This window comes from Veillonella tobetsuensis, assembly GCF_002959935.1.
GTDB classification, from domain to species: Bacteria; Bacillota; Negativicutes; order Veillonellales; family Veillonellaceae; genus Veillonella; species Veillonella tobetsuensis.
Genome location: NZ_PPDF01000014.1, coordinates 1 through 26,541, shown reverse-complemented (window position 1 = coordinate 26,541; position 26,541 = coordinate 1). Strand labels below are relative to the sequence as shown.

The 26,541-nt window shown below is 37.5% G+C and carries 27 protein-coding genes; 9 read left to right on the top strand and 18 right to left on the bottom strand.

Annotated elements, in window-relative coordinates; all coding sequences use genetic code 11:
• Positions 1-43: 43 nt before the first annotated feature.
• The 12 genes from VTHSUH11_RS08935 to VTHSUH11_RS08880 form a co-directional block, all read right to left on the bottom strand.
• Positions 44-544: a GNAT family N-acetyltransferase gene (locus VTHSUH11_RS08935; protein WP_105093421.1), complete on the bottom strand. Its 501-nt coding sequence runs from the start codon at positions 542-544 to the stop codon at positions 44-46.
• Positions 545-759: 215 nt separating this feature from the next.
• On the bottom strand, positions 760-1,428 hold the full coding sequence (locus VTHSUH11_RS08930; protein WP_105093420.1) for an energy-coupling factor transporter transmembrane component T: 669 nt from the start codon (positions 1,426-1,428) through the stop codon (positions 760-762).
• A 9-nt stretch (positions 1,429-1,437) separates the two neighbouring features.
• Positions 1,438-2,247, bottom strand: a complete 810-nt coding sequence (locus tag VTHSUH11_RS08925; RefSeq protein WP_105093419.1) for an energy-coupling factor ABC transporter ATP-binding protein — start codon at positions 2,245-2,247, stop codon at positions 1,438-1,440.
• Complete coding sequence (locus VTHSUH11_RS08920) at positions 2,240-3,823, bottom strand: tryptophan transporter (protein ID WP_105093418.1); 1,584 nt, start codon at positions 3,821-3,823, stop codon at positions 2,240-2,242. Before VTHSUH11_RS08920 ends, VTHSUH11_RS08925 begins: the two co-directional genes overlap by 8 nt.
• Before the next feature lie 166 nt (positions 3,824-3,989).
• Complete coding sequence (locus tag VTHSUH11_RS08915; protein WP_105093417.1) at positions 3,990-7,415, bottom strand: type I restriction endonuclease subunit R; 3,426 nt, start codon at positions 7,413-7,415, stop codon at positions 3,990-3,992.
• Between the two features lie 11 nt (positions 7,416-7,426).
• Positions 7,427-8,545 (bottom strand): restriction endonuclease subunit S, encoded by a 1,119-nt coding sequence (locus VTHSUH11_RS08910; RefSeq protein WP_244900012.1) that lies wholly within the window; start codon positions 8,543-8,545, stop codon positions 7,427-7,429.
• Positions 8,535-10,142, bottom strand: coding sequence for a class I SAM-dependent DNA methyltransferase (locus VTHSUH11_RS08905; RefSeq protein WP_105093416.1), 1,608 nt, complete (start codon positions 10,140-10,142; stop codon positions 8,535-8,537). The genes VTHSUH11_RS08910 and VTHSUH11_RS08905 overlap by 11 nt, the downstream gene beginning before the upstream one ends.
• Positions 10,143-10,268: 126 nt before the next feature.
• Positions 10,269-10,799 (bottom strand): basic helix-loop-helix domain-containing protein, encoded by a 531-nt coding sequence (locus VTHSUH11_RS08900; RefSeq protein WP_244900011.1) that lies wholly within the window; start codon positions 10,797-10,799, stop codon positions 10,269-10,271.
• Positions 10,793-12,541 (bottom strand): N-6 DNA methylase, encoded by a 1,749-nt coding sequence (locus VTHSUH11_RS08895; protein WP_181143924.1) that lies wholly within the window; start codon positions 12,539-12,541, stop codon positions 10,793-10,795. Before VTHSUH11_RS08895 ends, VTHSUH11_RS08900 begins: the two co-directional genes overlap by 7 nt.
• Positions 12,542-12,880: 339 nt before the next feature.
• Complete coding sequence (locus tag VTHSUH11_RS08890; protein ID WP_105093414.1) at positions 12,881-13,390, bottom strand: surface exclusion protein; 510 nt, start codon at positions 13,388-13,390, stop codon at positions 12,881-12,883.
• Positions 13,391-13,603: 213 nt separating this feature from the next.
• Positions 13,604-13,924 carry a type II toxin-antitoxin system RelE/ParE family toxin gene (locus VTHSUH11_RS08885; RefSeq protein ID WP_105093413.1) on the bottom strand — a complete coding sequence of 107 codons (321 nt, stop codon included), beginning with the start codon at positions 13,922-13,924 and terminating at the stop codon, positions 13,604-13,606.
• A 2-nt stretch (positions 13,925-13,926) separates the two neighbouring features.
• On the bottom strand, positions 13,927-14,172 hold the full coding sequence (locus VTHSUH11_RS08880; RefSeq protein WP_105093412.1) for a type II toxin-antitoxin system prevent-host-death family antitoxin: 246 nt from the start codon (positions 14,170-14,172) through the stop codon (positions 13,927-13,929).
• Positions 14,173-14,388: 216 nt separating this feature from the next.
• Between VTHSUH11_RS08880 and VTHSUH11_RS08875 the strand changes: the two genes are divergently transcribed.
• From VTHSUH11_RS08875 to rbsB, 8 genes are all read left to right on the top strand, one after another.
• A complete protein-coding gene (locus tag VTHSUH11_RS08875; RefSeq protein WP_105093411.1) occupies positions 14,389-15,045 on the top strand; it encodes an NAD(P)H-binding protein in 657 nt (218 codons plus the stop codon).
• A 178-nt stretch (positions 15,046-15,223) separates the two neighbouring features.
• A complete protein-coding gene (locus VTHSUH11_RS08870; protein WP_059361318.1) occupies positions 15,224-15,505 on the top strand; it encodes a type II toxin-antitoxin system Phd/YefM family antitoxin in 282 nt (93 codons plus the stop codon).
• A gap of 4 nt (positions 15,506-15,509) precedes the next feature.
• On the top strand, positions 15,510-15,836 hold the full coding sequence (locus VTHSUH11_RS08865; protein ID WP_105093410.1) for a type II toxin-antitoxin system RelE/ParE family toxin: 327 nt from the start codon (positions 15,510-15,512) through the stop codon (positions 15,834-15,836).
• 156 nt (positions 15,837-15,992) lie between these two features.
• Positions 15,993-16,874 (top strand): ribokinase, encoded by an 882-nt coding sequence (rbsK, locus tag VTHSUH11_RS08860; RefSeq protein WP_105093409.1) that lies wholly within the window; start codon positions 15,993-15,995, stop codon positions 16,872-16,874.
• A gap of 19 nt (positions 16,875-16,893) precedes the next feature.
• Positions 16,894-17,307, top strand: a complete 414-nt coding sequence (gene rbsD, locus VTHSUH11_RS08855) for a D-ribose pyranase (protein ID WP_105093408.1) — start codon at positions 16,894-16,896, stop codon at positions 17,305-17,307.
• Between the two features lie 45 nt (positions 17,308-17,352).
• Positions 17,353-18,834, top strand: a complete 1,482-nt coding sequence (locus VTHSUH11_RS08850; protein ID WP_105093407.1) for a sugar ABC transporter ATP-binding protein — start codon at positions 17,353-17,355, stop codon at positions 18,832-18,834.
• Positions 18,834-19,769: an ABC transporter permease gene (locus VTHSUH11_RS08845; protein WP_060925007.1), complete on the top strand. Its 936-nt coding sequence runs from the start codon at positions 18,834-18,836 to the stop codon at positions 19,767-19,769. The genes VTHSUH11_RS08850 and VTHSUH11_RS08845 overlap by 1 nt, the downstream gene beginning before the upstream one ends.
• Before the next feature lie 9 nt (positions 19,770-19,778).
• Complete coding sequence (gene rbsB / locus VTHSUH11_RS08840) at positions 19,779-20,681, top strand: ribose ABC transporter substrate-binding protein RbsB (RefSeq protein ID WP_105093406.1); 903 nt, start codon at positions 19,779-19,781, stop codon at positions 20,679-20,681.
• A 55-nt stretch (positions 20,682-20,736) separates the two neighbouring features.
• Here the strand turns inward: rbsB and VTHSUH11_RS08835 are convergent, their stop codons facing one another.
• Positions 20,737-21,135, bottom strand: coding sequence for a hypothetical protein (locus VTHSUH11_RS08835; protein WP_105093405.1), 399 nt, complete (start codon positions 21,133-21,135; stop codon positions 20,737-20,739).
• 158 nt (positions 21,136-21,293) lie between these two features.
• Between VTHSUH11_RS08835 and VTHSUH11_RS08830 the strand changes: the two genes are divergently transcribed.
• Positions 21,294-22,487 carry a HipA domain-containing protein gene (locus VTHSUH11_RS08830; RefSeq protein WP_105093404.1) on the top strand — a complete coding sequence of 398 codons (1,194 nt, stop codon included), beginning with the start codon at positions 21,294-21,296 and terminating at the stop codon, positions 22,485-22,487.
• A 67-nt stretch (positions 22,488-22,554) separates the two neighbouring features.
• On the opposite strand, the gene pcp is transcribed toward VTHSUH11_RS08830, so the two are convergent.
• The 5 genes from pcp to tnpA form a co-directional block, all read right to left on the bottom strand.
• On the bottom strand, positions 22,555-23,208 hold the full coding sequence (gene pcp / locus VTHSUH11_RS08825) for a pyroglutamyl-peptidase I (protein WP_105093403.1): 654 nt from the start codon (positions 23,206-23,208) through the stop codon (positions 22,555-22,557).
• A 47-nt stretch (positions 23,209-23,255) separates the two neighbouring features.
• A complete protein-coding gene (locus tag VTHSUH11_RS08820) occupies positions 23,256-24,185 on the bottom strand; it encodes a DUF979 domain-containing protein (RefSeq protein ID WP_105093402.1) in 930 nt (309 codons plus the stop codon).
• A gap of 1 nt (position 24,186) precedes the next feature.
• Positions 24,187-24,936, bottom strand: coding sequence for a DUF969 domain-containing protein (locus VTHSUH11_RS08815; RefSeq protein WP_105093401.1), 750 nt, complete (start codon positions 24,934-24,936; stop codon positions 24,187-24,189).
• Between the two features lie 238 nt (positions 24,937-25,174).
• The gene (locus VTHSUH11_RS08810; RefSeq protein WP_105093400.1) at positions 25,175-25,660 is read right to left on the bottom strand and encodes a GNAT family N-acetyltransferase; all 486 of its coding nucleotides are present in this window, start codon (positions 25,658-25,660) and stop codon (positions 25,175-25,177) included.
• Positions 25,661-25,933: 273 nt separating this feature from the next.
• Positions 25,934-26,398 carry an IS200/IS605 family transposase gene (tnpA, locus tag VTHSUH11_RS08805; RefSeq protein ID WP_005375295.1) on the bottom strand — a complete coding sequence of 155 codons (465 nt, stop codon included), beginning with the start codon at positions 26,396-26,398 and terminating at the stop codon, positions 25,934-25,936.
• Positions 26,399-26,541 lie beyond the last annotated feature (143 nt).

The window sequence follows — 26,541 nt, the reverse complement described above, 5'->3', positions numbered from 1 at the left end:
AATCCGCAACCCCACGAATATATGAATGATTTAATATCTATTATTATACCAATAATGCGTAAGTTTCGGTATCCTGATATTTTCCATGTTTAAAACCAACTTCAGGGGTAAGCCCACAATAGGTAAAGCCGAATCGATTGTGTAATTTTGTGCTTCCCTCATTACCTGCAGTGATAACAGATACTACATTATGAATCATCGTATCCGCTTTAGCCATCTCCAAAATATGTTCCATCAGCCGCGTTGCCACACCTTGACCTCGGTAATCTTGGTGAATATAAATAGATAATTCTACAGTGCTTTTGAAAGCATCCTTTAATCGATACGGTGAAAGCGATGCATACCCTACCACCACATCATCAATGGTTCCCACAATGATAGGATGATGCTCATCGCTGTGAGCATTATACCATTCACGCCACTCTTCTAATGTGCGTGGTTCGAGGTCTAAGGTGGCTACGCCGTGTTCGACCTCATAGTTGTAAATAGATAAACAAGCAAACACATCATCTTTTGCAATTGATCGAATTATTAATTCACTCATATATTCCTCTAAAACAGTTTATAAAAATAACCTTAGTTGTAACTACCTATAACTATTGGCTCAACAATAAGACAAAAAATAAGCAAGAAAAAGGACGAGCTGCAACTCGTCCTTTTTTGTTATATTGTAGGTAATTTTGTACGCTTTACTACCTATTTGTAGTCTATCATAAATATATAACACTGACTAGTAATAGAGGATAGTCAATTATATCTCTATAGTACTCCAAATAGAATAAGCGTAACTACAACTAACGTAACAATGACTATATAGTCTAATAGTTTCAGGCCTACGGATGCGGCAAAGCTATGTTTTTTGCTGCCAAAGCCTCTAAGTTCCAAGGACAATGCCATCGTTTCAGAGCGGCCTAAGGATTTTAAAAGCAATGGCTGGATAACAGAGGCATAGGATTTCATGCGTTTAAAGATATTACCTTCAAGGGAAAGGCCACGGCAAGATTGTGCCTCTTGAACAGCCTTGCTTTCACCAATGAAATCCGGTACAAAGCGAAGTGCTGCGGTAAACATAAATGCATATTCATAAGGAATTTTGCATTGCGTTACGAGGGCTGCCGTTAAATCTTGTAATTTTGTAGTGGCCAACAAAGCGATAAATACGAGGGTCATCGCTAACATACGAAGGCCTGCTACTGCGGCAGATACGATATCGCCACTGCCTAAATATTGAACTACGCCTAAGAATACGGCGAACACAGTCAATGCAAATACGGCCTTATATTGTTTCCACAACAAACCTGTCAACAAGAGTGCTACTAGTTCTACTACAACTAACGCCATCAATGACATCCAGTCGCGTAGCAAGATAGCCCACACAGATACAGCGAGGGACATCAAAATTTTTGTTAATGGTACTAATCGTTCCATGGTTCCCTCCTACTCTGCTAACTGCGCAATAAGGCGCGTCCGTAATTCATCCATCGATTTGCAATAGCCTAGTCCCGGTACCGCTTGTGAAAGTTCCACACTCGGCGGTTTTGTAAGACCTAAGTCATATAATTCATCGGTAGATTTTGAAAATAAAGTTTCTGGTGTACCATCAAAGGCGACCGTACGATGGCCCATGATAATAGCACGAGAACATTCAGCTGCCATGATTTCCATATCATGTGTAATCAAAAGAATTGTTAAACCTTCGCTGTTTAATTGACGAAGCAATGCTAGTAATTCTTTCGTTTCCTTACCATCTTGACCACTAGTCGGTTCATCTAAGATAAGAATTTTAGATTGCATCGCCAATGCAGACGCAATGGCAACGCGCTGCTTTTCACCACGGCGCAATGTCGGTGGATATTCTTCACGCAAATGACTGATACCACAACGCTCTAACGCCTCATCTACAATGCGTTCAACCTCTGCTTTTGTGCGGCCCAAGGATTCAGGACCAAACGCCACCTCTGTAGCCACAGTAGGTCTAAACATTTGTCGATCTGGCTGTTGGAATACATAGCCAATGAATTGACCACGTTTAGACGCTGGCATAGATGTAATGTCCTTGCCATTATAACGGATACGACCTTCAGCAGCCTTTTCAAGGCCCACTAACAAGCGTGTAATAGTAGTTTTACCACAACCATTCTTACCACCAACAGCAATAAACTCGCCTTCATGAATGGTAAAGTTTACATCTCTAAAAATATCTACGGTAGGCACATAGCCAAATCGCAAGTTTTCTACCTTAAGCATGTGCGCCACCTCCTGTACTTTCACCTACATTATTAGTATCTTGAGTTATGCTTTCACCATCAGCAATTGTATGGTTCGGCTCATCATAACGAGAACGTTCAATAGCCTTAGCCATCTCGATTTGATGAAGACCCTCAATAGCGGACTCGATGCTAAGCCAAGGAGCATCACTGTGGTACCCTGCTTTTTCAAGTTCCATATATGTAGTAAACACAGATGGCAATGCATCCACATAAATATTATGATCATACATATAGCCCAACGTAGTCGCCACATCGCTGTCGCATACGACTTCACCGTCTACCATAAGGGCCATGCGATTCGCATATGGCAATACAGCGTGTAAATCATGGTCGATAACCACAACGGTGATACCGTGATTGCGGTTCAAATCACCAACGAGGCGATACAATTCAGCAGTCCCCTCTGGGTCGAGAGAGCTAGTTGGTTCATCAAGAACGAGAACAGATGGATTAGTAGCTAATACAGAGGCAATTGCCAAGCGTTGACGTTGACCGCCGGACAAGCTCGTAATCTTACGTTCTTCTAAACCCTCAATGCCAACTTGCTTAAACACCTCTGCACAACGAGTCTCAATAACAGCACGGTCATAACCGCGGTTTTCCATAGCAAAGGCCACTTCTTCACGAACAGTCATCGTTACGAGTTGTGTATCGTAGTCTGCAAGAACGACGCCAATATAGTTTGCCAAATCTGGAATATCCATTTGAGTAGTAGCTTTGCCATCTACAAAGACCATGCCTTCTAGACGACCACCGTAGAATTTAGGCACCGCCCCAACCATGGCCATACAAAGCGTGCTTTTACCACAACCGGCAGGACCAGTAATAACTAAGAAATCCCCATCATGTACATCAAGGTTGATGTTCTTTAATGTAGGCGTAGTCGCCTTAGGATGGTAATAGTTCATATGCTCAATGGAAATCTTCGCTTCTCGTTCAGGATTAATCACCAAATGACTATGATCACTAGATTCTGCATTACCGGTAGGCAACATACCGCGTTTAGCAAACATCTTTTGAGCTGGAATATATAAAATCGGTGTAATGGCCGCATTAACAGCAGCTACAGCGAGTACGGCTGGCCAAATCACAAAGAGATATACATTGTTAGGCAGGCCTGCAATTTGCCACAAAAGAGTAATAAAAATACCGCCAGATACAACAGTACTTAAAAAAGCGGTTACGATTGGCGTAATTTCGAAAGAACCAATTTTGCTAATTTTCATAGTAGCCATAGTGCGAGCAATAAGCGTTACCATCAATGCACCAGCAGGTTCTGAAATCAAGTTACCATATGGGAAACCAGATTTTGATGTCAACACCTCAATCAAGGCTGCTACTAAACCAATGCCCAATGTTTGGGAGATGCTTGGCTTTGTCAGCAAGATCGCTACGCAATACGCTGCAATCATCCAGTTTGGTGTAATACCTGCAAAACTAGGACTCACCAAGTGCAAAATTGTACCTAACGCGAGCATTAAGGTGCTCACCGTTACCCATCTAAACTGTCCACCCTGATCATGGGTGTACACGAGATTCTTTATTCGTTCCATAATACCCTCTTTTCTTCAATAGAATATATACTGTCTATTTTAACATTTATATGGGTATTGTGAAAGTTTAGAACATAATAAAAAATAGCAGAGGGGTAATCCTGCTATTTTTATAGTGAATATGAATATATTGATTATATTATATACAGCTAAAGCTTAAGTCAATTTAATCCTTTATTACCTCATCTGCTACTTTTTTTACAGTGTCATATTCAGCATAACGAAGGTTTCTGTCATGGAATTGTAAGATATTATCAATATTAGATAAGTTAGAGTTCTCTTCAAAGTTCTCTACTTGTTCCATTACCTTAGAAAATACTTCAGGACTATATTGAGGAGGGTATCCATTCTTTACTAAACAAATTTTAATATCAAGCTTTAATTGATTACGCACATTTTCATTGTTTAACCAATCAGCAAAGGAGGATTTTGTATCAATAAGCTCTTTAACCTTTTGGGCTAAAATCTTACATTTATTATTAATAACCACTCCATTGTGCTCTTCGTCTACACCATATTCGAAGTTATATTGATCACGTAAAGCTATAAGAATATCATAGAATGCTTTTTCTTCAAAAGTTAAGCCCATTTTTCTAAAGCTATCGCGGCTCTCATTTAACTGTTGTAAGATCTCTAAAGCCTGCTTTGTAATGCTTTCTATAATATCATTTACAGCATGTTTTTGTGCATCACTAGCTTCTTCCGCAGATAACGTTTTACGTCGCTCATGATACTCTTCAATAGTTTTCTCCAACATTTCTTGGAAACTTTGAGCCGCTACTCTATTAGTTTTACCATATTCCTTTATTTCTTTACGGATCATTTTAATTAAAACTTCCAACTTTGTAGCTGGGAGCTTCACATCAGAAAGTTTTTCAAAATATTCAGGTGAAAATATATCTTCTTCCTCACCATTATCAAGCACACTCTCAACATTACTATATTGTAGAGCCTCTGTAACCATTTTCTCAACAGTGCGATTCATAATATCCGCATCAATATCACTAGTACCACTCATTTTACGTACAAGTCCAGCAATCGCCATAAAGCATTGGGCTAATGAAGACTCTTCTTCACCAAGTTCCCCAGAAGGCTGACAGATATCATATGCAGTTCTCATTCGCTTAACTAATTTTAAGAAATACGTTTTAAAAGAAACCTTTTGAACAGAACCAAGCCCATCAACATTTAGCAATGTAGTCGAACTAAAAACATATTCCGCAGCATTAGTAAGCGCCCAATATCGCTCTACACTATCAGATTGAGGATTTATAAACACTGTCAAATCACACTCAATAAATAGAGCTTTTAACATGCCCAAATAATCTCTGAATACATTCGTTGCCTGCTCAACATCGTCACTAGTAGGTGCAACGGATACATCTCCACCATATATCTTCATTGCCTCACGCATATTTTTTCGAATGCCGATATAATCAATAACCATACCAAATTCCTTACCAGGATATTTTCTATTAACACGACTGATAGTTTGTATTAATAAATGTTTTTGTAACGGCTTATCATTATATAAATATGTAAGTGTAGGAACATCAAACCCTGTAATCCACATATCTACAACAATCGCAATTCTAAAATTTGACTTATCTTGTTTAAATGCCATATCCAACATTTCAGAGCGCTTATGATTTTTAACGCCCCCAAGATAATCATACATTTCCTCTGGGTCATTACTTCCCACACTGGCAACCATAGCTATAAATGGCATTGGTGTTAAAGACTTCAGTTCTTCTTCTGTAACGTCTATTCCGTCTGCTGATTTTTTCTCTATAAACCACTCTGGATATTGCTTTTTAAAAGTAGTGAGTAAATCATATGCTATTTTACGATTAGAGCAGACAATCATTGCTTTTTGGACTCTTTCTGGATCACTATTACATGCTGCAGTATAGTGATCATGTATATCCGTTGCAAGTCGTTCTAATCGTGAAGGTTCACCTAATATAACCTCCATAGAGCTCATAGCACGTTTACTCGCAACTATATCTTCTACAGTAGCTCCATCATCAGCACATTTCTTATAGTATTCTTCTATTTCTTTTATTTTTTCAGTATCAAATAACACTTTAGCGATACGAGGATGATACTTAATAGAAACCGTCAAGCCATCGGCTACAGCTTGGTCCATCGTATATCGATCAATTTCGTCCCCAAATGTTTGATAAGTCTCAGCAATAGGAGTTCCTGTAAATCCAACAAAAGTGGCTTGTGGGAAAGCTTCTCTTAAAACTTTTGCATACGGTTTTGAAAGCATCGCCTTCATATTCTCGTCAGTATCGTGACTAAACCTAATTTTCTTAGCATGTTCTAATTGAGTTCGATGTGCTTCATCAGAAAAACAGATAATATTTTGTCTATCATTTATTAATCCAATTTTATCCTCTTCTCTATCGCAGAACTTCTGAATAGTGCAAATATAAAATCCGCCACTCTGACGAGCACCTAATTCTTGTCTAAGATGTGCTCGATCTTTAACAACCGATACCTCCCCCAGGTTCAAAAATTCTTTACTCTTCGTAAATAGTTTAGCACCTTGCTTCTGTAATTCATCTCGGTCAACAATTAGTATGATAGTCGGAGATCCAATTGCCTCTATATCTGTACATCTTAATGATAGTTGTCTCGCTAGAAAAGCCATTGTAAAGGTTTTTCCACAGCCAGTCGCCCCAAAGTATGTTCCACCTTTACCACTCTTCTCTTCAACAGATTTCACGATACTTTGCTTCAAACGTCTAGTTGCAAAAAATTGTGGGTACCGACAGACAATTTCAACTTCTTCAGCATCATAGATACTATCTTGGAAATATATATAATCTCGGAATAACTCTAAAAAACGCTTTGGTGAATAAACCCCCTTTATCATTGCTTCGGTCTCTGCAAATGGTGAAGTAGTAATCTCATCTCCATCATTCACTCGTCTCCATGCATAAAAGTGTTCATATGGAGTACGTACAGTCCCTAATCTAGTTTTTACACCATCTGAAATACATGCTAAAGGGCAATAATGTAGAAGGTGCGGAATATCACGCCAATAACGAATATTAATTTGCTCCCATGCATTATAAATAGTCGCCCTAGCATCTGTGGGATTCTTTAATTCTGTTATACATACTGGAAAGCCATTAACATATAACAAAACATCTGGGATTCTAGGCCGCTTCTCGCCTTGGCTAGTATACTCTATCTCAAGCTGATTAACTAAGCGAAAAACATTTCTTTCCGGATGTTCAAAATCAATCAACTTAACCATTTGAGGCAATCCGTCATTAGGAGTAAATTGTATGCCATCTACAAGCCAGTTATATACCTTATGTAATGTTTCAAAATCACTTTCACTACCAACTAAACGAACTGTATCAAAAATTTGTTGAATCTCATCGTCAGCCAAAGTTTTATTAGTTGAGGATATAAATTCTATAAAATCATCTGCGATTAAAACATCAGTTTTCTTTAGCCGTTTTAACGCCTTGCCACTTAAATACTTCCAACCCTCTCGTTTTAGCAATTCAATAAAGGTATATTCATAATCTGATTCACAATAAATCCCATTAAATTCTTTTAATTTACCCATAAACTATTTCCTCAATTTTTTGCTTCCTCAATAGAGCCTTTAATCAAAATTGGACATATGTCTTTTAATTGAGCTTTTAGCTTTTCATTAATCTCTTTACGAATATTATATGCCTTATAAATATCTACTATACTCTGCTGCACATCAATATCAGGAACTGGAATTTGAACTTCACCCATTGCTTCCCAAGAAAAGTTTTCTCTAGCAGACCCCCAAGAGTGGTATCTAGCATATCTATCAAACTCCTCTCGACTTAACCATAATGCTAAATACTCAGGTAATAACTTTTCAGTACAAACCGAAAACACTTCATAAATAGGTGATACAACTATAGGTTCATTATAAGTATTAATAGCGAAAGCTAACACCTTCCATGTATCAGTAGTTGGAACAAATGCAAATTCAAATGGATTAACTATCTTATATCCTTCAAGATCTTTTTTGTTAACTCTACTTTGAGGAACTCTAAACTCTTTTGAAGTACTTAAGCCTAAAACAGTTTTTATTTTATTATCAGTATTTTTGTCATTTTTTCTAACTATATAATTACCAATCTCCTCAGACACCATTGAATGTCTTAAGTTTTCTATATAAGCATCACATGTTAACTTAAGATCGTTTAATCCTCTCTCATAACATTGTTGATTCTTATGTATTGCCTTATAAATATCAACATACTTTTGTTGAATGGAAATTGGAGGTAACTCTATTTCATAATCACAAAAAGTTTGCCAGTCAAACGTTTCTCGTGCACTTCCCCAAGAATTATATCTTGCATAACGGTCAAATTCCGCACGTTCAAATAATAAAGATAGATATTCAGGTAGCAACTTACTTGGTTCTGAAACTTTAAAAACTGTATATGCTGATGAGCAAATATACACCTCATTAGAAGTATTTCTAGCTATTGCAATCTTATCTCCACGCCTTGATGTATCAGCTACATAAACAAACTCATTTGGATTAATAATCAGATATGGCTTTAGAGATACGCCTACCATATTAGCTTTTGTAGTTATAAAATTCTTATTAACAGATACCCCTCTCACACATCCTAATCCATACAATAGCTCTTCATTAGTTTGATTACAAAGAGAAAGAAAAGAGCCTAATTTTTGCTTATTTAACATTATACCCAATCCCCCTAAATGCATTTTCTAACATCTTTTGAGATTCTTTTTCTTGCTCTAAAATTAATTTTATCTCATTTTGAATACGTCTCATTTCCGTCTCATAATCAATATCTAAATCATGATCAATGAACTCAATATATTTGCTAGGTATTAATGCCCAATTCTTATTTTCAATTTCTGAAATATCTACACTACGATACAACTCTGATTCTGCATAATTAATACCATCTGTGCCATCAGCCTGCCAGGTATGGTAAATATTTGTAGCATGAGCGATTTGACTCTCATCAAGACGAACTTTCTTTTTACTTTCACCCTTAACGGAGTTTTCTCGCCATTGACGTAAATCCATAAATAGTATTTCATGTTCACGATTACGAAGAATACGACCTTGGAATTTTCCACCTTTTTTATTTTGATTTAAAATCCATAATGTAACACTAATATCAGTAGTAATAAATAATTCTCTCGGAAGCACAATAATCGCTTCCACTTTATCATTTTGAATTAATTTTTTCCGAATCTCTAAAGTATCACTATCATTAAGCGCACCATTAGCTAAAAGAAATCCTGCCACACCATTTGCAGATTTTAAATGAGAAAGTATATGTAAAATCCAAGCATAGTTAGCATTACTTTCAGGAGGAATTCCATAATCACTCCATCGAGCATCAGCTTTTAAGTTTTCGTCATACCAACCCTTAAGATTAAAAGGTGGATTTGCCATTATATAGTCAAAATACAATCCTTTATGTAAGTCATGTGTAAAGGAAGAGTCATTTGTATCCCCTAAATGATGACTCAACCCTCGCAAAGCTAGATTCATCTTTGCCAAGCGATATGTAGCAGCGTCTTTCTCTTGACCATATATATTAATACGGTTTATATCACCTTGGCGAGCTTTAACAAGTTCAGCACTCTGGATAAACATGCCACCAGAGCCACAAGCAGGATCATATAAAGTCCCTTCGTATGGTTCTATTAAAGCAGCAATCAACTGTACCACATCATGTGGAGTATAAAACTCCCCTTCTTCTTTAGTTGCATTTACAGCAAATTCCTTGAGGAAATACTCATATACACGACCAATTAGATCTTTCTCTTCACCAAAAACTTTATGACTAATTTTATTAACCTCATCCACCAATTTTTTTATATCATTAGGTGCAAGATTTCTAGTAGTAAAAGTCCCTTCAATAAAGCATCCCTTCAAATCTTTAGACTCAAAGGCAATACTATGAAGTGCAGTATCCAACGCAACATTTAGTTCTGGTGCAGGAGTATTAATAATTGTAGACCATCTAGCTTCTTTGGAAAGATTATATGTACCATCCGCAAATGTAGCATCCTCAAAAAAAGCAGTACGAATATTCTCATCATCTGGATCAAGACCTTGATCAATCAACACTTTACGAAGGTTTTCAATGCCATCCTCATATTTTTCACCAATAAACCTTAAAAATATTAAGGTCAACATCATATCTCTTTTTTCAAAGAATGATCCCGAATTACGTGCAGCACGCAATATATCCCTACAATTAAATAGGATATTATCTATATTTAAAACTTTCTCACTAGCCTTCTTCTTAGCCATATTACTATCTCCCCTAAAAATCTAGATAGGTAAATTAATCAATTTAATTATACCATCTTATACATATTACATATGCTCAGCTCATAAATATACCGTACTTTATACCAAGTACTATCATATTGATATCTACGCTGCTAAAAATCCAGATTCCAATTCTTCTTGAAGGATTTGTTTAATATTGGTTTTTGTGATTTTCAATCCACCATTAGCAGTAGCACGTCTTACCAAAGGAAATCCCTCAGTATTTTCCATGCGATTAATAACACTACTGAAATCATCCTTGCCATAGGTAGAGTGTGGCATTGGACCAACTATGATTAGTCTATACTTATCGTTATACATAAGGTTATTAAACTGATAACGTTGGATATCTTCGTAATCAGTATGACATTCTACGCGGCCTCTTAATCCCATTGCATTAAAGATACCTTCGAGATCCTTCACCTTACAATTCGTTTCACCGATGATAAGAATTTTACCGTCTGGAGAGCCAATCGAATCATCAACCATAGTTCGTGTTAAATCTGGATAGTGATATTTCGTTAAAACAGTTTTTAAGTTATTGTTTTTAAAAGCCTGTGTAAGTTCTTCTGTAATGTATTTAATCGCATCACCCAATAAGGATGCATCATTCATCATATTTACTTGCGTTACCAATTGAATTCCTCCTCTACAATTAATTCTTTTTCACGTTTTAGTGATTCTAGCTTTTCTTTTGTAGTTTTAATATCATCTTCTATAGTTCGTATATGTTCAACAACTTCTCGTTGACGTTCAATAGAAACTTTAGGTATTTGTAGTGACTTCAAATCTTTAATAGCCAAAGACTTGATCAATTGCCCTACTGCAAAACGTTCTATTTGTTCACGACCAGCTTTACTGTTAAAGTAAAGTGCTAGGTATGGTAACAAATATTGATTTTTATATTTAGGTAAGATGGTAATAGAGAATTGATTACCATTTGCAATCAATTTATCATTACCTTCTACATAAAGCATGTTAGATCTAAATGGTGATGTTCTCCCCAATAGCCAAGTATCATTATCTAAAAGTGTGAACTTTCTTTTAAGTTTTTCCACATCAATGAATGGGCTTTGTGAATAATCTACAGCATCACCATCAGCATCTTTTGTGTACAAATACCGAACACCTGTATCTTTATCTGTAACAAAATCATCTAATTCTTTAGAAGAAATAACTAATCCCCGATTAATACTACAGATTTCACCTAAAGGTACACCATCAATAATATTAGTTTTTAACGTATATCGTTTAGGTAATAAATTGTAGTCTTCCCTAGCAATAGATTCGATACTTTCAAATGTACAGATATCTGGATTACCTAAATTTTCTAATACAATATCTACATCTATATTTTTCTTACGACGCTGTTCTGTATAGGCTTGGCTAGCATCTAAGAATTTAATGCCTTTATTGCCGTGTGATAGTACGACTGCATAAAGTTCAATACCTACATTCTCTAGTAAGCGATCAGGCAATTCAATAATGGATTCGATATTACCATTTTCAACTAGAAATTGTCTTATTTTTACAGTAGGATTATTTGCTAACGCTGAATTAGTAACTAAGACAACCATTTTACCTGTTTGCTTTAATTTGCTGAAAGCAAATAGAATTTCATGCCACTCACCATCAGTAAATTTAGGTTCTGATAATCCTAATTCAGTCAAGAATGATCTGTCTGGAAATCTTTCCATAACTCTAGTAGAAGGCTTCCAAGTAGGGATTGTTAAAATCCGATCAAATAATTCTTCTTCGGCGATTTCTCGTGGGGTAACAATACCTTTTAACTTCAAGTTTTCTTGAATATTTTCAAGTAATAAAGCTCGTAATTGTAAAATAACCATTAAATCAGGCTGTACAGCATATGCCATATAGTTTAATAAATGTGGTTTACTTACCATATCTATTAAAATACGACCTGGGTTTGCATTACCTTGTAAAAGAGAGAGTTCTTTAAAACTATTACAATCTAATAGTTCTTCTAATAGAGTATTAAGAGATTCATTATCTTCTCTAACGCCATCATCTCGAATTAAGTTATGTGTATCATAAAATAATGCAACACCTAACAGAAAAGTATCATCTAAATACGCATTATCAGCAATAAACTTTTGAACATATGTCTCTCCAATATAAGCTTTCACCATATTTTGAAAGTCCCAGTTCTTAATTTTATTTGAACTGAAATACGCATCTAACAAATTAAAATCACTTTCGTTTTGTTTATAGAAATAAATTAATGCTGCCATAACATTAATATCATGTCTTTCACGACTATTTGTGAAGTGAATATCATTCCAAGCACGTTTAAATTCTTGCACCTTATCTTGAGTATCAAGATACATTTTTTTTAGATTCGTAATTGTGTGTTCCAAGAGAACCTCCATTCTGGTTTTTATAAACCGTTACAAATTACTGTAAAAAATTTTGCTCCATTTCTCTAGGAGCCCTTAATTTGGTTTAAGCATACCAATCTAACAAACATTATTTTTTAACTCCTGGAATCCAGGAGTCTTATCTTGGTTTAATAATACCATTTCAAAAATTATCTGTCAAGCGGTTTTTAAAAACCATTTTTATTTAATTAAAATAAATGGTCCAACATCTCATAAAGACATAGGACCATATTACACCTTATCTACCAAAACTAAATTCTTCTTTAAGCAATAGCATTATAGATATATTTAATTTCCTACAACTCATAACATAAAAAATTATTCAGCCTTCTTTTCACTCTCTGTAACAGATTCTTCGCTAGGCTCTTCAGCCTTTTCTTTAGCTTCTGTTGTTTCAGCAACTTTTTCTCTAATTTCTTTGGCTGCCCCTGCGGATTTTTCTTTAACAGTTTCTGTAATATCTTTAGCCGCATCAGCAGTTATATCTTTTACTTCTTTAGCCTTTTGTTTTAACTCTTCTGCCTTCTCCTTGAGGGTAACTTCAAGATCTTTTGCTACAACAGCAGACTTAGCCTTTACTAATTCATTTACTTCATGTGCTGCATCAGCAGATTTGGCCTTAACATCTCCAGCTTTTTCTTTTACTAGCACTTTAATATCTTGCGCCGCATCAGCAGATTTAGCTTTAACATCTTCTGCTTTCTCTTTTACAAGCACTTTAATGTCTTGTGCTGCATCAGCAGTAAGGTCTTTTACAACACTAGCCTTAGATTTGGCTAATTCTTTTACGTCTTTTACAGCATCATTCAAATGATCTAGAAACTTCATATTAATTTCCTCCAATTAATTTTGTAATGAATATCTTCTCTCTTTCAATTACGAATTAAGATTAAATAAAATCTAGCTTTTATATCATTAAATCATAATTTATCTCAATTATAAAGAATATCCATGCATCTTCATGTTACTATTAAAATCATTTTATGTTATATCAAGCCCATAACAAAAAGCACCATCTATTAACGATAGTGCTTTTAAGAACTAATGGACTTCATCTAATAATATTCTAAGATAATCACGTCTACTGTTTAATATTCTGTCAATATAGATAGTCTGGTCAAAATAACGGTAAAAACTTAAATAATTATGACAAAGTAAATATCTGTATTCAATTTTACTTCCTAGATTAATCAATAATTGCTGTCCCATTTCTGGAAAAACACGCAACGAATCATTCGTAGTCACTATATCCGAAACAGTTTTCCTAGCTAACTCAATATCACCGGTTTCTTCTTCTATAAAAGATTTTATTTCAAGTAAATCTTCTCGGGCTTTTGGTGCATAGCTAATTTGATTATCCATAATTAAATCCCCAATTCACGCTTTAGTTGCTCTGATGAAATCCATCCTTGTTCTTCACCAGATTTACGACCTGCCTCTAAAGCGCCCATAAGTTTTATCGTAGCCATCACACGTTCATAATCTTGAATATCCATAATTGCATATCGTCCTCTACCATTTTTAGTTAAGAATACGGGACTATCTATAGCAACATCACGTAACACTTCTGAATAATTGCGTAAATCTGAAATAGGTTTTATATTCGGCATACTATCACCTCCAAGAAACTTTAGTAATATAACACTCATTTTTCAAATATCTTATTATTATTGTAGTTAAATTATCATGTAAATTCAACAATAAATTTTACAGCATTATATAAACGAATAAATTGTAACCTCACTATACATACCATTCTCACTTTCTCGTCACATAGTTGTGATATAATGCGATGTATTACTTACGCTCGGACATAGGAGGTCTATATGTACAAATACATTACAATCTTAGGCGCTGCGGGCCAAATCGCACAACGCTTAACGGCGACGTTATTAACATATACAGATATGCACATTACTTTATATGGTCGTCAATTGAGCTCCCGTATTCATCCAGAAATTTTGGAACATAATCGCATAACCGTTATCGAAGGCTCCTTTCAAAACCCTAAAAAATTAGAGGAAGCAGTAAAAAATTCAGAGGTCGTATTCCTCAGTGCAATGGAAACTGGTAGCGATGTGGCTGCCATTGTGAAAGCCCTTTCTCGCCAAAATGTACGCCGTATCATCGGCTTATCTATCGCAGGCCTTGCCGGTGAATTCCCAAAAGAATTGGAAAAATGGACCTTCGACAGACTACCAATCAGCTACGTACAAGGCGAACGCCAAGCACGCAATGTATTGCGTGAATCCAACTTGAACTACACTATTTTGCGTCTTCCTTGGCTCTATAACGATATGGAAAACACAAATTACGAATTCATCCCTGAAGGTGAACCCTTCAACGACGCACAAGTTACACGAGAAGCTGTGGCAAAAGCCGTCTATGATATCCTACACGCTGAGGACGAAACACCATTCAGCCGTGCTAGCATTGGTGTTGGTGAACCAGGTACACACTACGATAAACCATCGTTTTTATAGGATGCAAAGACTATCTTTCTTTTCTTATCCCGAATAGAAAGATAGTCTTTTATTTTTATATCGAGGTACTATCATTGATACTTCAATATAAAAATATACTGTAATTATAATGTTTAAATGATATAATTACAGTATGTAAATTAGAAATAGAAATCTTGTAAATTATAAGGAGATAAATATGGGCATCTTACGTGAAACAATTCGTCCATCATCAGATTTACGAAATAAGTATCCTGAAATATCTAAGACCTTACAACTAAAAGATGAGGCAGCCATAATTACCGTAAATGGTCGTGGTGATACTGTCAGCTTAGGATATAACACATATAATATGTTAAAAGCAAAAATCGAATTACTATCATCACTAATTGAAGGACAAAATGATATTATTCATGGTCGAACTACTACCGTAGAAGAAGCTTTTAATAGCATCGATAAAATGTTAGAACAAATGGAGTAAGATAATGACCATAAAAACTTACACCAGTATTCATACAGAAAAATTCAATAAAGAGTTACATCAGCAGATACTCTATGTGGCTATGCAATTCTCTAAAGAGACGGCACTACAAGTTAAAGATAATATTCAAACAGCTATTTTAAATCTTCAATTACATCCATATATGGGTACTACCCCTAAAATCAGAAATCTTAAAGACAATGATTTTCGTATGCTAATTTTAAATAAAATCATTATATTCTATACAGTTGTAGAAGAAACTAAAACTATTTACTTACTCTCTATAGTGGATCAACGACAAGATTACATTAATATCCTTAACGGTTTATAAAACTATAAAATACATTCGGTATACATTTTCATGTCCAGAAAGTGTATACCGTTTTTTAATTCCCATAATTTATCCTTATTTATGTAGATAAACCGCGTTATTTACGCTATACTAATATAAGATTAAGATACACTAATAGGTATATAAGGAGTTAATATGAATCGCATTGTTGTTATTGGTAGTTGCAACATGGATATTGTGGTCCTTGCGGACAAACGCCCTACTGCAGGCGAAACCATTATGGGCAACGAATTGCACATCGCTCACGGCGGCAAAGGTGCCAACCAAGCGGTAGCTGCTGCTCGTCTAGGCGCAGAGGTTACTATGGTAGGTTGTACCGGCGAAGATGCATACGGCCAAATGATTATGGATAACCTAAAAGAAAATCATATCAATACAGACTACATCGTTACGGTTCCAAATACTACAACTGGCACAGCCCACATCACATTGGCTGAAGGCGATAACAGTATTATTGTTATTGCAGGTGCTAATGCTAAGGTGGACCAATCTGTCGTAGATAATGCTTGGTCCGCTATCGAACAAGCAGATCTTGTAATGGTGCAAAATGAGATTCCTATTCCAACCATCGAATATATCGTTCGTCGTTGTCACCAGGCTAATGTGAAGGTCCTCTTAAATCCGGCTCCAGCGGCGGACCTCAATCCTGAATGGTTAGAATTGGCAACCTATATTACGCCAAACGAGCATGAGTTATCTGCCCTCTACCCTAACCAATCTACAGAGGAAACATTGTTAGCAAACGAAAACAAAATCATCGTTACTCTTGGCAGTAAAGGCGTGGGCTATGCCGACAACGGCGAAATCCACACCGTATCTGGTTTCAAGGTAGAACCAGTAGATACAACAGGCGCAGGCGATACCTTCAACGGAGCCTTCGCAACAGCTATCGTCAATGGTAAAAGCTTAGCCGACGCATTGTACTACGGTAACGCAGCTGCGGCCCTCTCCATCCAACGTTTGGGCGCCCAAGGTGGTATGCCTACGAAGGATGAGGTCGACACATTCTTATCATAAATATATTAAGGAGTTTATTATGCAACGATACGGCATTTTAAATAGCCATATTGCTAAGGTACTTGCTGATTTAGGTCACACAGATACAATTTGTATCTCCGACTGCGGATTACCAGTACCTGAAGGGGTTCAAAAGATTGACTTAGCCTTAGATTTTGGTGTACCAAGCTTCGAGCAAGTGGTATCCATCATCGCTAAGCATATGAAATCTGAAGCAGTTCATGTGGCAAAGGAAATTAAGGAACATAATCCTGAAGCTTATGACTTCTTGGAGTCTACCTTCCCATCCAATCAATACGAATGGATTGAAACGAGCCATGAAGCTTTCAAAGAAGCAACAAAACAATGCAAATGCATTATTAGAACTGGTGAAGCATCTCCGTATGCGAACATTATCTTGCGCGCCGATTGTATTTTCAGCGATCGTCCCTAGAGCAATAGATTAAGAGATACTTTCACAAGTCATATAGGAGTAGTTATGGAAATTGTTATGTCTGGCATTGCAAAGGCATTTGGTACGAACCAAGTACTGCGCGATGTAAGTATTACCCTCAAAGAGGGCGAGGTTCACGCCTTGATGGGCGAAAACGGCGCCGGCAAGTCCACCCTTATGAATATCCTTACAGGCATTCACAAGGCAGACGCTGGTAAAATCACCATCGACGGCGTAGAGCGCACCTTCCCGAACCCGAGAGAGGCCGAGCTAAACGGTGTGGCTTTCATCCACCAAGAGCTCAACATTTGGCCAAATCTAACATTGTTAGAAAATCTATATTTAATGAGACCGAAGCGCAATAAATTCGGTATGCTCGATAAAAAGGCGATGCTCGAAGAAGCACAAAATACGTGCCGCGAACTAGGCATCGAATTGCCGCTTACAACGGAAGCAGGCCTTTGCTCCGTCGGTCACCAACAGATGACAGAAATCCTTCGTATCTTGATGTTAGATGCCAAGGTTGTCATCATGGACGAACCGACAGCAGCCCTTACAGAGCGTGAAACGACGACATTGTTCAAAATGATGCGCAAAATGAAAGCACGCGGCGTGGCTATTGTATATATCTCTCACCGTATGGAAGAGGTATTTAGCGAATGCGACACGATCACAGTTATGCGTGATGGTCACACCATCATTACAAAACCAACTGCTGAGATTTCTGTAGATGAAGTGGTACGCCACATGGTAGGTCGTTCTATCGACGAGTTCTACCCTGCTCGTACTACAACGCCTGGCGAAGTTGTGATGAGCGTTGATAACCTCAAACCAGAAGGTTTCGACAACGACATTTCCTTCTCCTTACGCAAAGGCGAAATCCTCGGCGTAGCAGGTCTCATGGGCGCGGGCCGTACAGAAATTATGCGCGCTATCTTCGGTGTAGATAAACACAATGGCGGTACCGTAACAGTTAACGGCTCCGTTCTGAACTGTAAAAAACCAGAAGATGCCATCAAAGCTGGCATTGCTTTCATCACAGAAAATAGAAAAAGCGAAGGCTTGATCCTCGATTTCTCCATCGGTTCCAATATTACATTGCCGAACCTTGGCGACATTTGTCCATCTAATGTACTGGATAAGGGCAAGCTCAATTCCTTTGCTGACGAATTGTCTAAAAAGCTAGGCGTTAAAACACAATCTATTCACGAACCGGCATCGTCCCTATCTGGTGGTAACCAACAAAAGGTGGTTATCGCTAAATGGGTAGGTAAAAAGCCATCCATTATCATCATGGACGAACCGACACGCGGTATCGACATCGGTGCCAAACGTGATATTTATGATTTAATGAACGAATTAACGAACGATGGTGTGTCCATTATCATGGTGTCCTCTGAGTTACCTGAAGTGCTAGGCATGAGCGACCGCGTTATGGTCATTCATGAAGGTCGCATAGCAGGTATCTTGGACCGCTGCGATGCAACACCAGAATCGATTATGACATTAGCCACAGGAGGACAATAATGGACAGCAAAGCTCTACAGTATATAAAAAAATTAGGCCCCCTCATCGGCCTCATCCTATTATTTATCATTATCTCTGTCATGAACGACAGTTTCCTTGAATTCTCTAACTTGCGTAACTTATTACGCCAAGTATCCATCAATGCGATCATCGCCTTTGGTATGACGTTCGTCATCTTAACAGGCGGTATCGACTTATCCGTTGGTTCCATCCTCGCCCTCTCTAGTGCAGTGATGGCCAACCTCATCGTAACTGGTACTGACCCTGTATTGGCTATCGTATTAGCTGCCGGTGCTGGCCTAGTATTAGGCGGTATTAACGGTCTCGTTATTACCTATGGCCGCGTAGCTCCATTTATCGCTACCTTAGCGACCATGACCATCTACCGTGGTGCCACTTTGGTATTCACAGACGGTAACCCAATCTCCGGTCTTACTCAAGATCCTCTATTCCACGGCTTTGGCCAAGGGGATATTGCAGGCCTTCCAGTTCCAGCCATCACAATGTTCCTAGCTTTCATCGCCCTCTGGTTTGTATTGAGCCGCACATCCTTAGGCCGTAAAACATACGCCGTAGGTGGTAGCGAAAAGGTTAGTTACATTGCTGGTATCAAGATTGACCGCGTTAAAATCTTCGTGTATGCCTTAACTGGTATGCTCTGTGGTATCGCTGGTGCAATCATCACTTCTCGTCTTAACTCTGCACAACCTACAGCAGGTGCAGGCTACGAACTTGATGCTATCGCAGCCGTAGTTCTTGGCGGTACAAGCCTTGCTGGTGGTCGTGGTCATATCGTTGGCACATTAATTGGTGCCCTAATTATTGGTACCCTCAACAACGGGTTAAATATTCTCGACGTTTCCAGTTTCTATCAACAAGTTGTAAAAGGTATTGTTATTTTACTGGCTGTTCTTGCAGACCGTAAGAAAGCCTAGGAGGTTCCTATGAAAAAACTATTGTTACTATTGGCGATGGCCGTTATGGTTATCGGTCTTGTAGCAGGCTGTGGTAAAAGCGCTGATAACGGCGGCGACAAAAAATCCGGCACTATCGGCTTCTCTGTTTCCACATTGAACAACCCATTCTTCGTAACTATGAAAGAAGGCGTTGAGGCTCAAGCTAAAGCGCTTGGTCTTAAAGTTAAAATCGTTGATGCTCAAAACGATCCTGCAAAACAAGCAAACGATATTTCTGACTTGCTTGAAAGCGGCGTTTCTGTATTGATCATTAACCCTGTAGACTCTGCAGCTATCTCTACTTCCGTAGAAGCAGCAAATGCTAAAAACATTCCTGTAATCACTGTTGACCGTTCTGCTGATAAAGGCAAAGTAGTTGCTCACATCGCTTCCGATAACGTAAAAGGCGGCGAAATGGCTGCACAACTTATCGTTGATAAAGTAGGCAAAGCTGCAAAAGTAGCTGAAATCGAAGGTATCCCTGGTGCTTCCGCAACTCGTGAACGTGGCCAAGGTTTCCACAACGTAGCGGACAAAGACTTAACAGTAGTAGCAAAACAAAGTGCTGACTTCGACCGTACAAAAGGTTTGAACGTAGCAACAAATATCTTGCAAGCTAACCCTGATGTACAAGCTATCTTCGCTCATAACGACGAAATGGCATTGGGTGCTATCCAAGCAGCTAAATCCGCAGGCAAAACAATCTTCATCGTAGGCTTCGACGGTACTGCTGACGCAGACAAAGCTGTTAAAGACGGTACATTGGCTGCAACAATTGCTCAACAACCAGACCAAATGGGTAAAATTGCTATCGATACAGCTCAAAAAGTTATCAAAGGCGAAGCTGTAGAAGCTAAAATCCCTGTAGATCTTAAAGTTGTTAAAAAATAATTGTATATAGAAACTGGGTACAGAAAAAGAGTCGCATCCTTAGATGCGACTCTTTTTATTTTGGCTCTCGTTCTAAAAGTTCCTTGAAAAATGTAATGAATTTTGGTAAATACGTTTGATCTAAACTTTCAATCGTCATATTACATTTGTAATTCCAAGTGGTACAGATATTAACATCCATTGTCAAAACACCCTTTTGGTCTAACGAGAATTTTAGCGTATCCCCTTCTCCCGTCAGAATATATGTAAAGGTTGCTTCTCCTTTGCAGTTTTCATACAAGTCAACTAATTCTTTATAACCAATACGAATCCCTGACCAGTCACTAGGGTCAATGTACCCAGCACAGATATTATAACCCCGTTTAATATATATGCCAAACACACCAAATTGAGATAACTCTGTATCCATATCAAATGCTATTGTTAAATTAGATTCATTTACAATTTCATACATTATCATTACTCTCCATAAACAACTTTATATTGTTTATTATAGCATCCAATCTAAAAGCTAATAAACTCAGATAATCTGAGTTGTAACTACATCCATAGAAAGGTTTTTTCTTATGCTATAATGAGCATATATAAGACACAAAGGAAAGGAGGGTTTTCATGGACTATATATTACTCAACAAGGATGTTCCTGTGTTGCAGTTTCGCATTGAGAGGCATGAAGAGATTATCAATTTAACCGCATTAGTTCACATGAATATTACCGATTTAACAATCATAGATAATGTGGCATTGCCATTGAATATGCAACCTACTGTAAAAGGGTTAAAAAACTGGCTATTACAGCGTAAGGTACCAAATAACCGTACATTCGTCGAGAGTTTATTAGATGCTATTTCCGACACAGAAAATCCCTATCGGTATTTAGATATAACCTACGGCCTATCCTTAAATGATACGTTCTGGGTAAAACCAATGAGTTCTTCAGTTTCATGGTCAGATGTTAATTTATACAACAATCCATTTAGCGAAATTGTAGCAAGCATTGCTTTCACCGGCGAAGATAGTCACATAAAAGGAATTGTTACAACACCAGAGTACACTACGAATGGTATGCTCCGTAAGTGTTGGCATCGCGAAAATGACGTCATCTATTTATACAAAGGGTCAACCCCTCGCTACGCTAATGGTGGACTTGAGGCACTCAGTGAAGTATATGCTAGCCAGATTGCGGCCGCTATGGGATTAGCACATGTGGAATATAAACTCACTACATTCCACGACCAACTAGTTAGTGCGTGTCCTCTATTCACGTCAGAACAGATTGGATATATGCCTATATCTGGGCTCTTAGATGAAGCGATGTCTCGGGATGAACTCATGTTGTATGATAAACAATACGATATAGCTAGCCTATACGGTATTATGCCATTTTCCGATATGATGGTGTTTGATGCGCTCATACATAATACTGATAGGCACCTCAATAATTTTGGTGTTCTCATCAATAATAAAAGCAATCGTATTCTGGGGCCTGCACCTTTATTCGATCATGGCAATTCATTATTCTACAATATAACTGACGATGAATACTCAGATTTAAACGCTATAAAAGATATAAGTTTCTGGGGTCTCTCCTTTGATACACTAGCAAAATTATATCTTCATGACTCACATCGATCTATGTTAACCCCATTACTGGATTTTACATTTAATCGCCTTCCATCTGACATATTAACAGATAAAAAATTAGATCTATTAGAATCCTATATCCAACAAAGGGCGGCTTATTTTATAGACCTACTGGATGGAAAATATATTAATTTTACTCACCCTCATATACCAAAACAATAATAATTACATACATAGCAAAAGAGGCTGTCATTTGACAGCCTCTTAGTATATAACAAACTACAACACCTTATTCATGTGGAGTTGTATATGTAATGTTTTGTGCTTCGTAGCTTTCACCATGAGCTAATACGTGAACGATTGTTTCTAGTGTAGCACGTACTGTTTCAACGGCCATGCTCGGTTGATCTGGCTTATTCACTACTTGTGCTGGCAAGTACGGAATGTGCATAAAACCCACCTTGATACCGCCCTTTTGAGCTGCATAGTGCAATACGCCATACATAATGTGATTACATACGAATGTACCCGCTGTGTTGGACACCTTTGCAGGAACGCCTGCTTGGTGCAATGCATTCACTATGTTCTTGATAGGAAGTGTTGCAAAGTATGCACTTGGACCATCGGCCACAACAGGTTCATCAACTGGTTGGTTGCCTTCATTATCTGCAATACGGAAATCATCGCAGTTAATAGCAACACGTTCAATCGTAATATCTGGGCGACCACCGGCTTGACCTACACAGAGAATATACTCAGGTTTGCATTGTTCAGCTGCTGCTATAGCAGTTTCTACAGATTTATAACGTACGGTTGGCACCATTTGAGTGACCACCTTGTAGTCCCCATCTGTATAGCCTTCCATTGTTTTTACTGCTTCCCACGCAGGATTAACACTTTCACCACCAAAAGGATCAAAACCTGTAATTAAAATTGTTTTCATTCTAGTACCTCATAACAACATACAATGATGTTGTGTACACTTATGGATTAAAGGAAATAGTACATTAATAAAATGTTCAATACAAGCATAACTACAGCAACAGGAATTTGTGCTTTAATAACGCCGTACGCATCTTTCATTTCAAGAAGCGCTACAGGAACGATGTTAAAGTTCGCAGCCATAGGTGTCATCAAAGTGCCACAATAACCAGCAAGCATCGCAATAGGTCCAATGATAGCAGGGTTAGCGCCATGAGCAACTACAAGCATAGGAACGCCGATAGCACTTGTGATCATCGCAAATGCTGCAAAGGCATTACCCATAATCATTGTAAATAATGCCATACCGATACAATAGGCTACAACGATAAGGAATACATTATCTGCAGGCACAATGCTTGCAACAGCACTAGAAATAATCTTGCCTACCCCTGCAAGGTTGAATAAATAGCCAAGAGCGGCTAACAATTGGGACAAAATAGCAGTCCAACCGATGGCATCGATAAGACGACGGCCTTCATGGAAACCTTGTTTAACATTGGCTCTTGTAATATAAAGGGCTGCGAACATTGCGAAAATCGCTGCAATAGCAAGACCTACAAGAGCACCGAGTTTAGTAAAGAAACCAATAATAAAAGTAATGATACCTACCATTAACGCCGGAATGAAAATTACATTACCAATGCGTAACGCTTCAAGTTTCTTAAAGTCGATAGGAGATTCAAAGTAAGCACCTTTACCCAGTTGTTTGATTAAAACAATACCGGCCATAACCATTACGAGCCAGCCATTGATTTCTTTAGACAAGTAGGAGCCAAAAATAAAAGATACACTGTATATAAGCCAGAATAATCCTGTACCAATACGATGTTTGTGCTCTTTATCAAGGAAAGATAGAATCGAGAATATGAATAAAATAATCCCTACGAGAAGGTATACATAATCTAAGGGTTTCATTTGATTTAATAGTTCCATCATTTTATTTCCCCTCCTTCTCTAGGTCTTCTGGTGTTACTAGAATATTTAGCTCATTAGGTACCAGTTTACCAGCTTTCATATCTGCTTCGTCCTGTGCCATATAGGATTGAATTGTTTTGTCAAAGATAAAGAAACGAATGACACTAACCACATACGCACAGATTGCTGTTGGCAGTCCATAAAGCACCATATCGGTAAGTTCTACAGTATAACCTAGTTGCTCCATAACGCCTTTAATTAAAAGTAATCCACCGGCAGCCAAAAATAAATTTTGACCAAAGAAATTGCCTATGTTATCAGAGGACGCTGCTACACCACGAATTTTATCAAGTGTACGTTGAGAGATAGGACGACCTTGTGCTACTGCGGCCTCACTCATTGGTGCAATGAGTGGCCGAACCATGGCTACAACACCTGACATACTAATCCCTAATGCCACTGTCACTTGACGGACAAATAGGTAAATCATGAAAATGCGACCTGCTGTAGCGGCATGAATCTTACCAATTAAAATTTCTGCTCGTTCACGCAAACCATGACGTTCCATAATACCAATTACAGGCAAAATCAAAATAAATAATGACATATAACGATTTTTAATAAAAGCCTCACCGATAGCACCAACGATATCATTTATGCTAAGGCCAGCTGCAAGACCCGTTGCAAAACCTGCTGCAACAACAACTAACAAGGCATTAAAGCGAAGCATCAAACCGATAACCATCACCAAAATACCAGACAAAACTAACATAGTGTCACATCCTTTCAAAAAATATCTATGATCTGCTTCTGACACATAGATACACTACATAGTATATATTAGATATCTGATAGCCAAACTCCTGCATAAGCAATAAAAAAGAAAACCTTGCACATTAAACCTATTTAATACTCAACCAAATAGATTGATATATCAATTAAATTTATATGCAAGGTATAGTTGTAATATTAAGGTATCCTATAGATACACGTAGAAGCCTATACGGTTACTATAACAAATCTTTTTTAAACAATACTGTAGTGTGTTGTTTCCCTCTAAAATGAACTTGATCATATGCTTTGAAACCAAATGACTCATACATCTTAGGCAACCACGGATGTTCTTTAGCAGTACCAAGCGTAACTGAATGAGTCTTAAATTGATTCTTTAATAGTTCCTCTGCATACCCTAGTGTTTCCCGCGCATAGCCTTTTCCTTTGAAAGCTGGCGCTGTTACAAAATGTGCAATATGTGGATATTTATCAGGTGTAGAGTATTTAACCCAAGGCATACAGAATGTAATGGAACTTACTAATTGCCCATCGATATACAAGCCATATACAGGATAATTTTCTATCCACTCTTTTGACTCTTCTTCCGTAAAGTCTATAGCATCAAAGGTAATTGGAAAGTCTTTGATAGCTGCATAACCGTCGATTAAAACCTTATGATATTCTGCTGTATCTGCTACTGTTAATTGTCTAAATTCTTTCATTGTCTTGCCCTCATATTTATATTTTTATTCATAAATTATGTATATTTATTTGTCGATGAAAATTATTATACACCTGTATGTATCAAAATGCAATATTTTTACATAAATATTAGATGAAGTTTTATATAAATCATAACCACCCGTAGAACGGGTGGTTTGCTCTGACCCTATAAGGGTCTTTCTCTAGTGGTAGCCCTCTAAAGAGGGCTTTGAATGATCTGACAACCACTCTATTACCACTGGCTGCCCCCTACTCGGGGGCTTTTATTTTGCCTATTTTACCGGCTCACCCGTAAACGGGTCGGTATATTCTTTAAAGTTTAATGTATCTTGTGCTATATCTTCTTGTAATTGATTGCGAATATACTCTTTTATCGCTCCTTCGTATCTTCCCACTGTATCCACATAATATCCTCTACACCAGAAATGTCTATTTCCATACTTATATTTTAAATTTGCGTGTTTATCGAATATCATGAGGCTACTTTTGCTTTTTAAATATCCCATAAAACTTGATACACTTAAATGTGGTGGAATCGTTACTAACATATGAATATGATCCGGACAGCATTCTGCCTCTATAATCTCTACATTTTTTCTATTACATAAATCTCTTAAAATTTTACCTACATCAGCTTTTATCCGACCATAAATTATTTGTCTTCTATACTTTGGTGCAAAAACAATATGATATTTACATCTCCATTTACTATGTGATAAGCTTTTTACGTCATTCATTGACATTGAACCTCCTATGTTGAAATGTTGTGGTTGCCAGACCAACTTCATTTTACCACTAGGAGGTTCTTTCCTTTTCTCTAAGAATTTTTTACCGACCCCCAGTTTAACTGGGGGTTTAGTCATGCCTATTCGGCGTACAA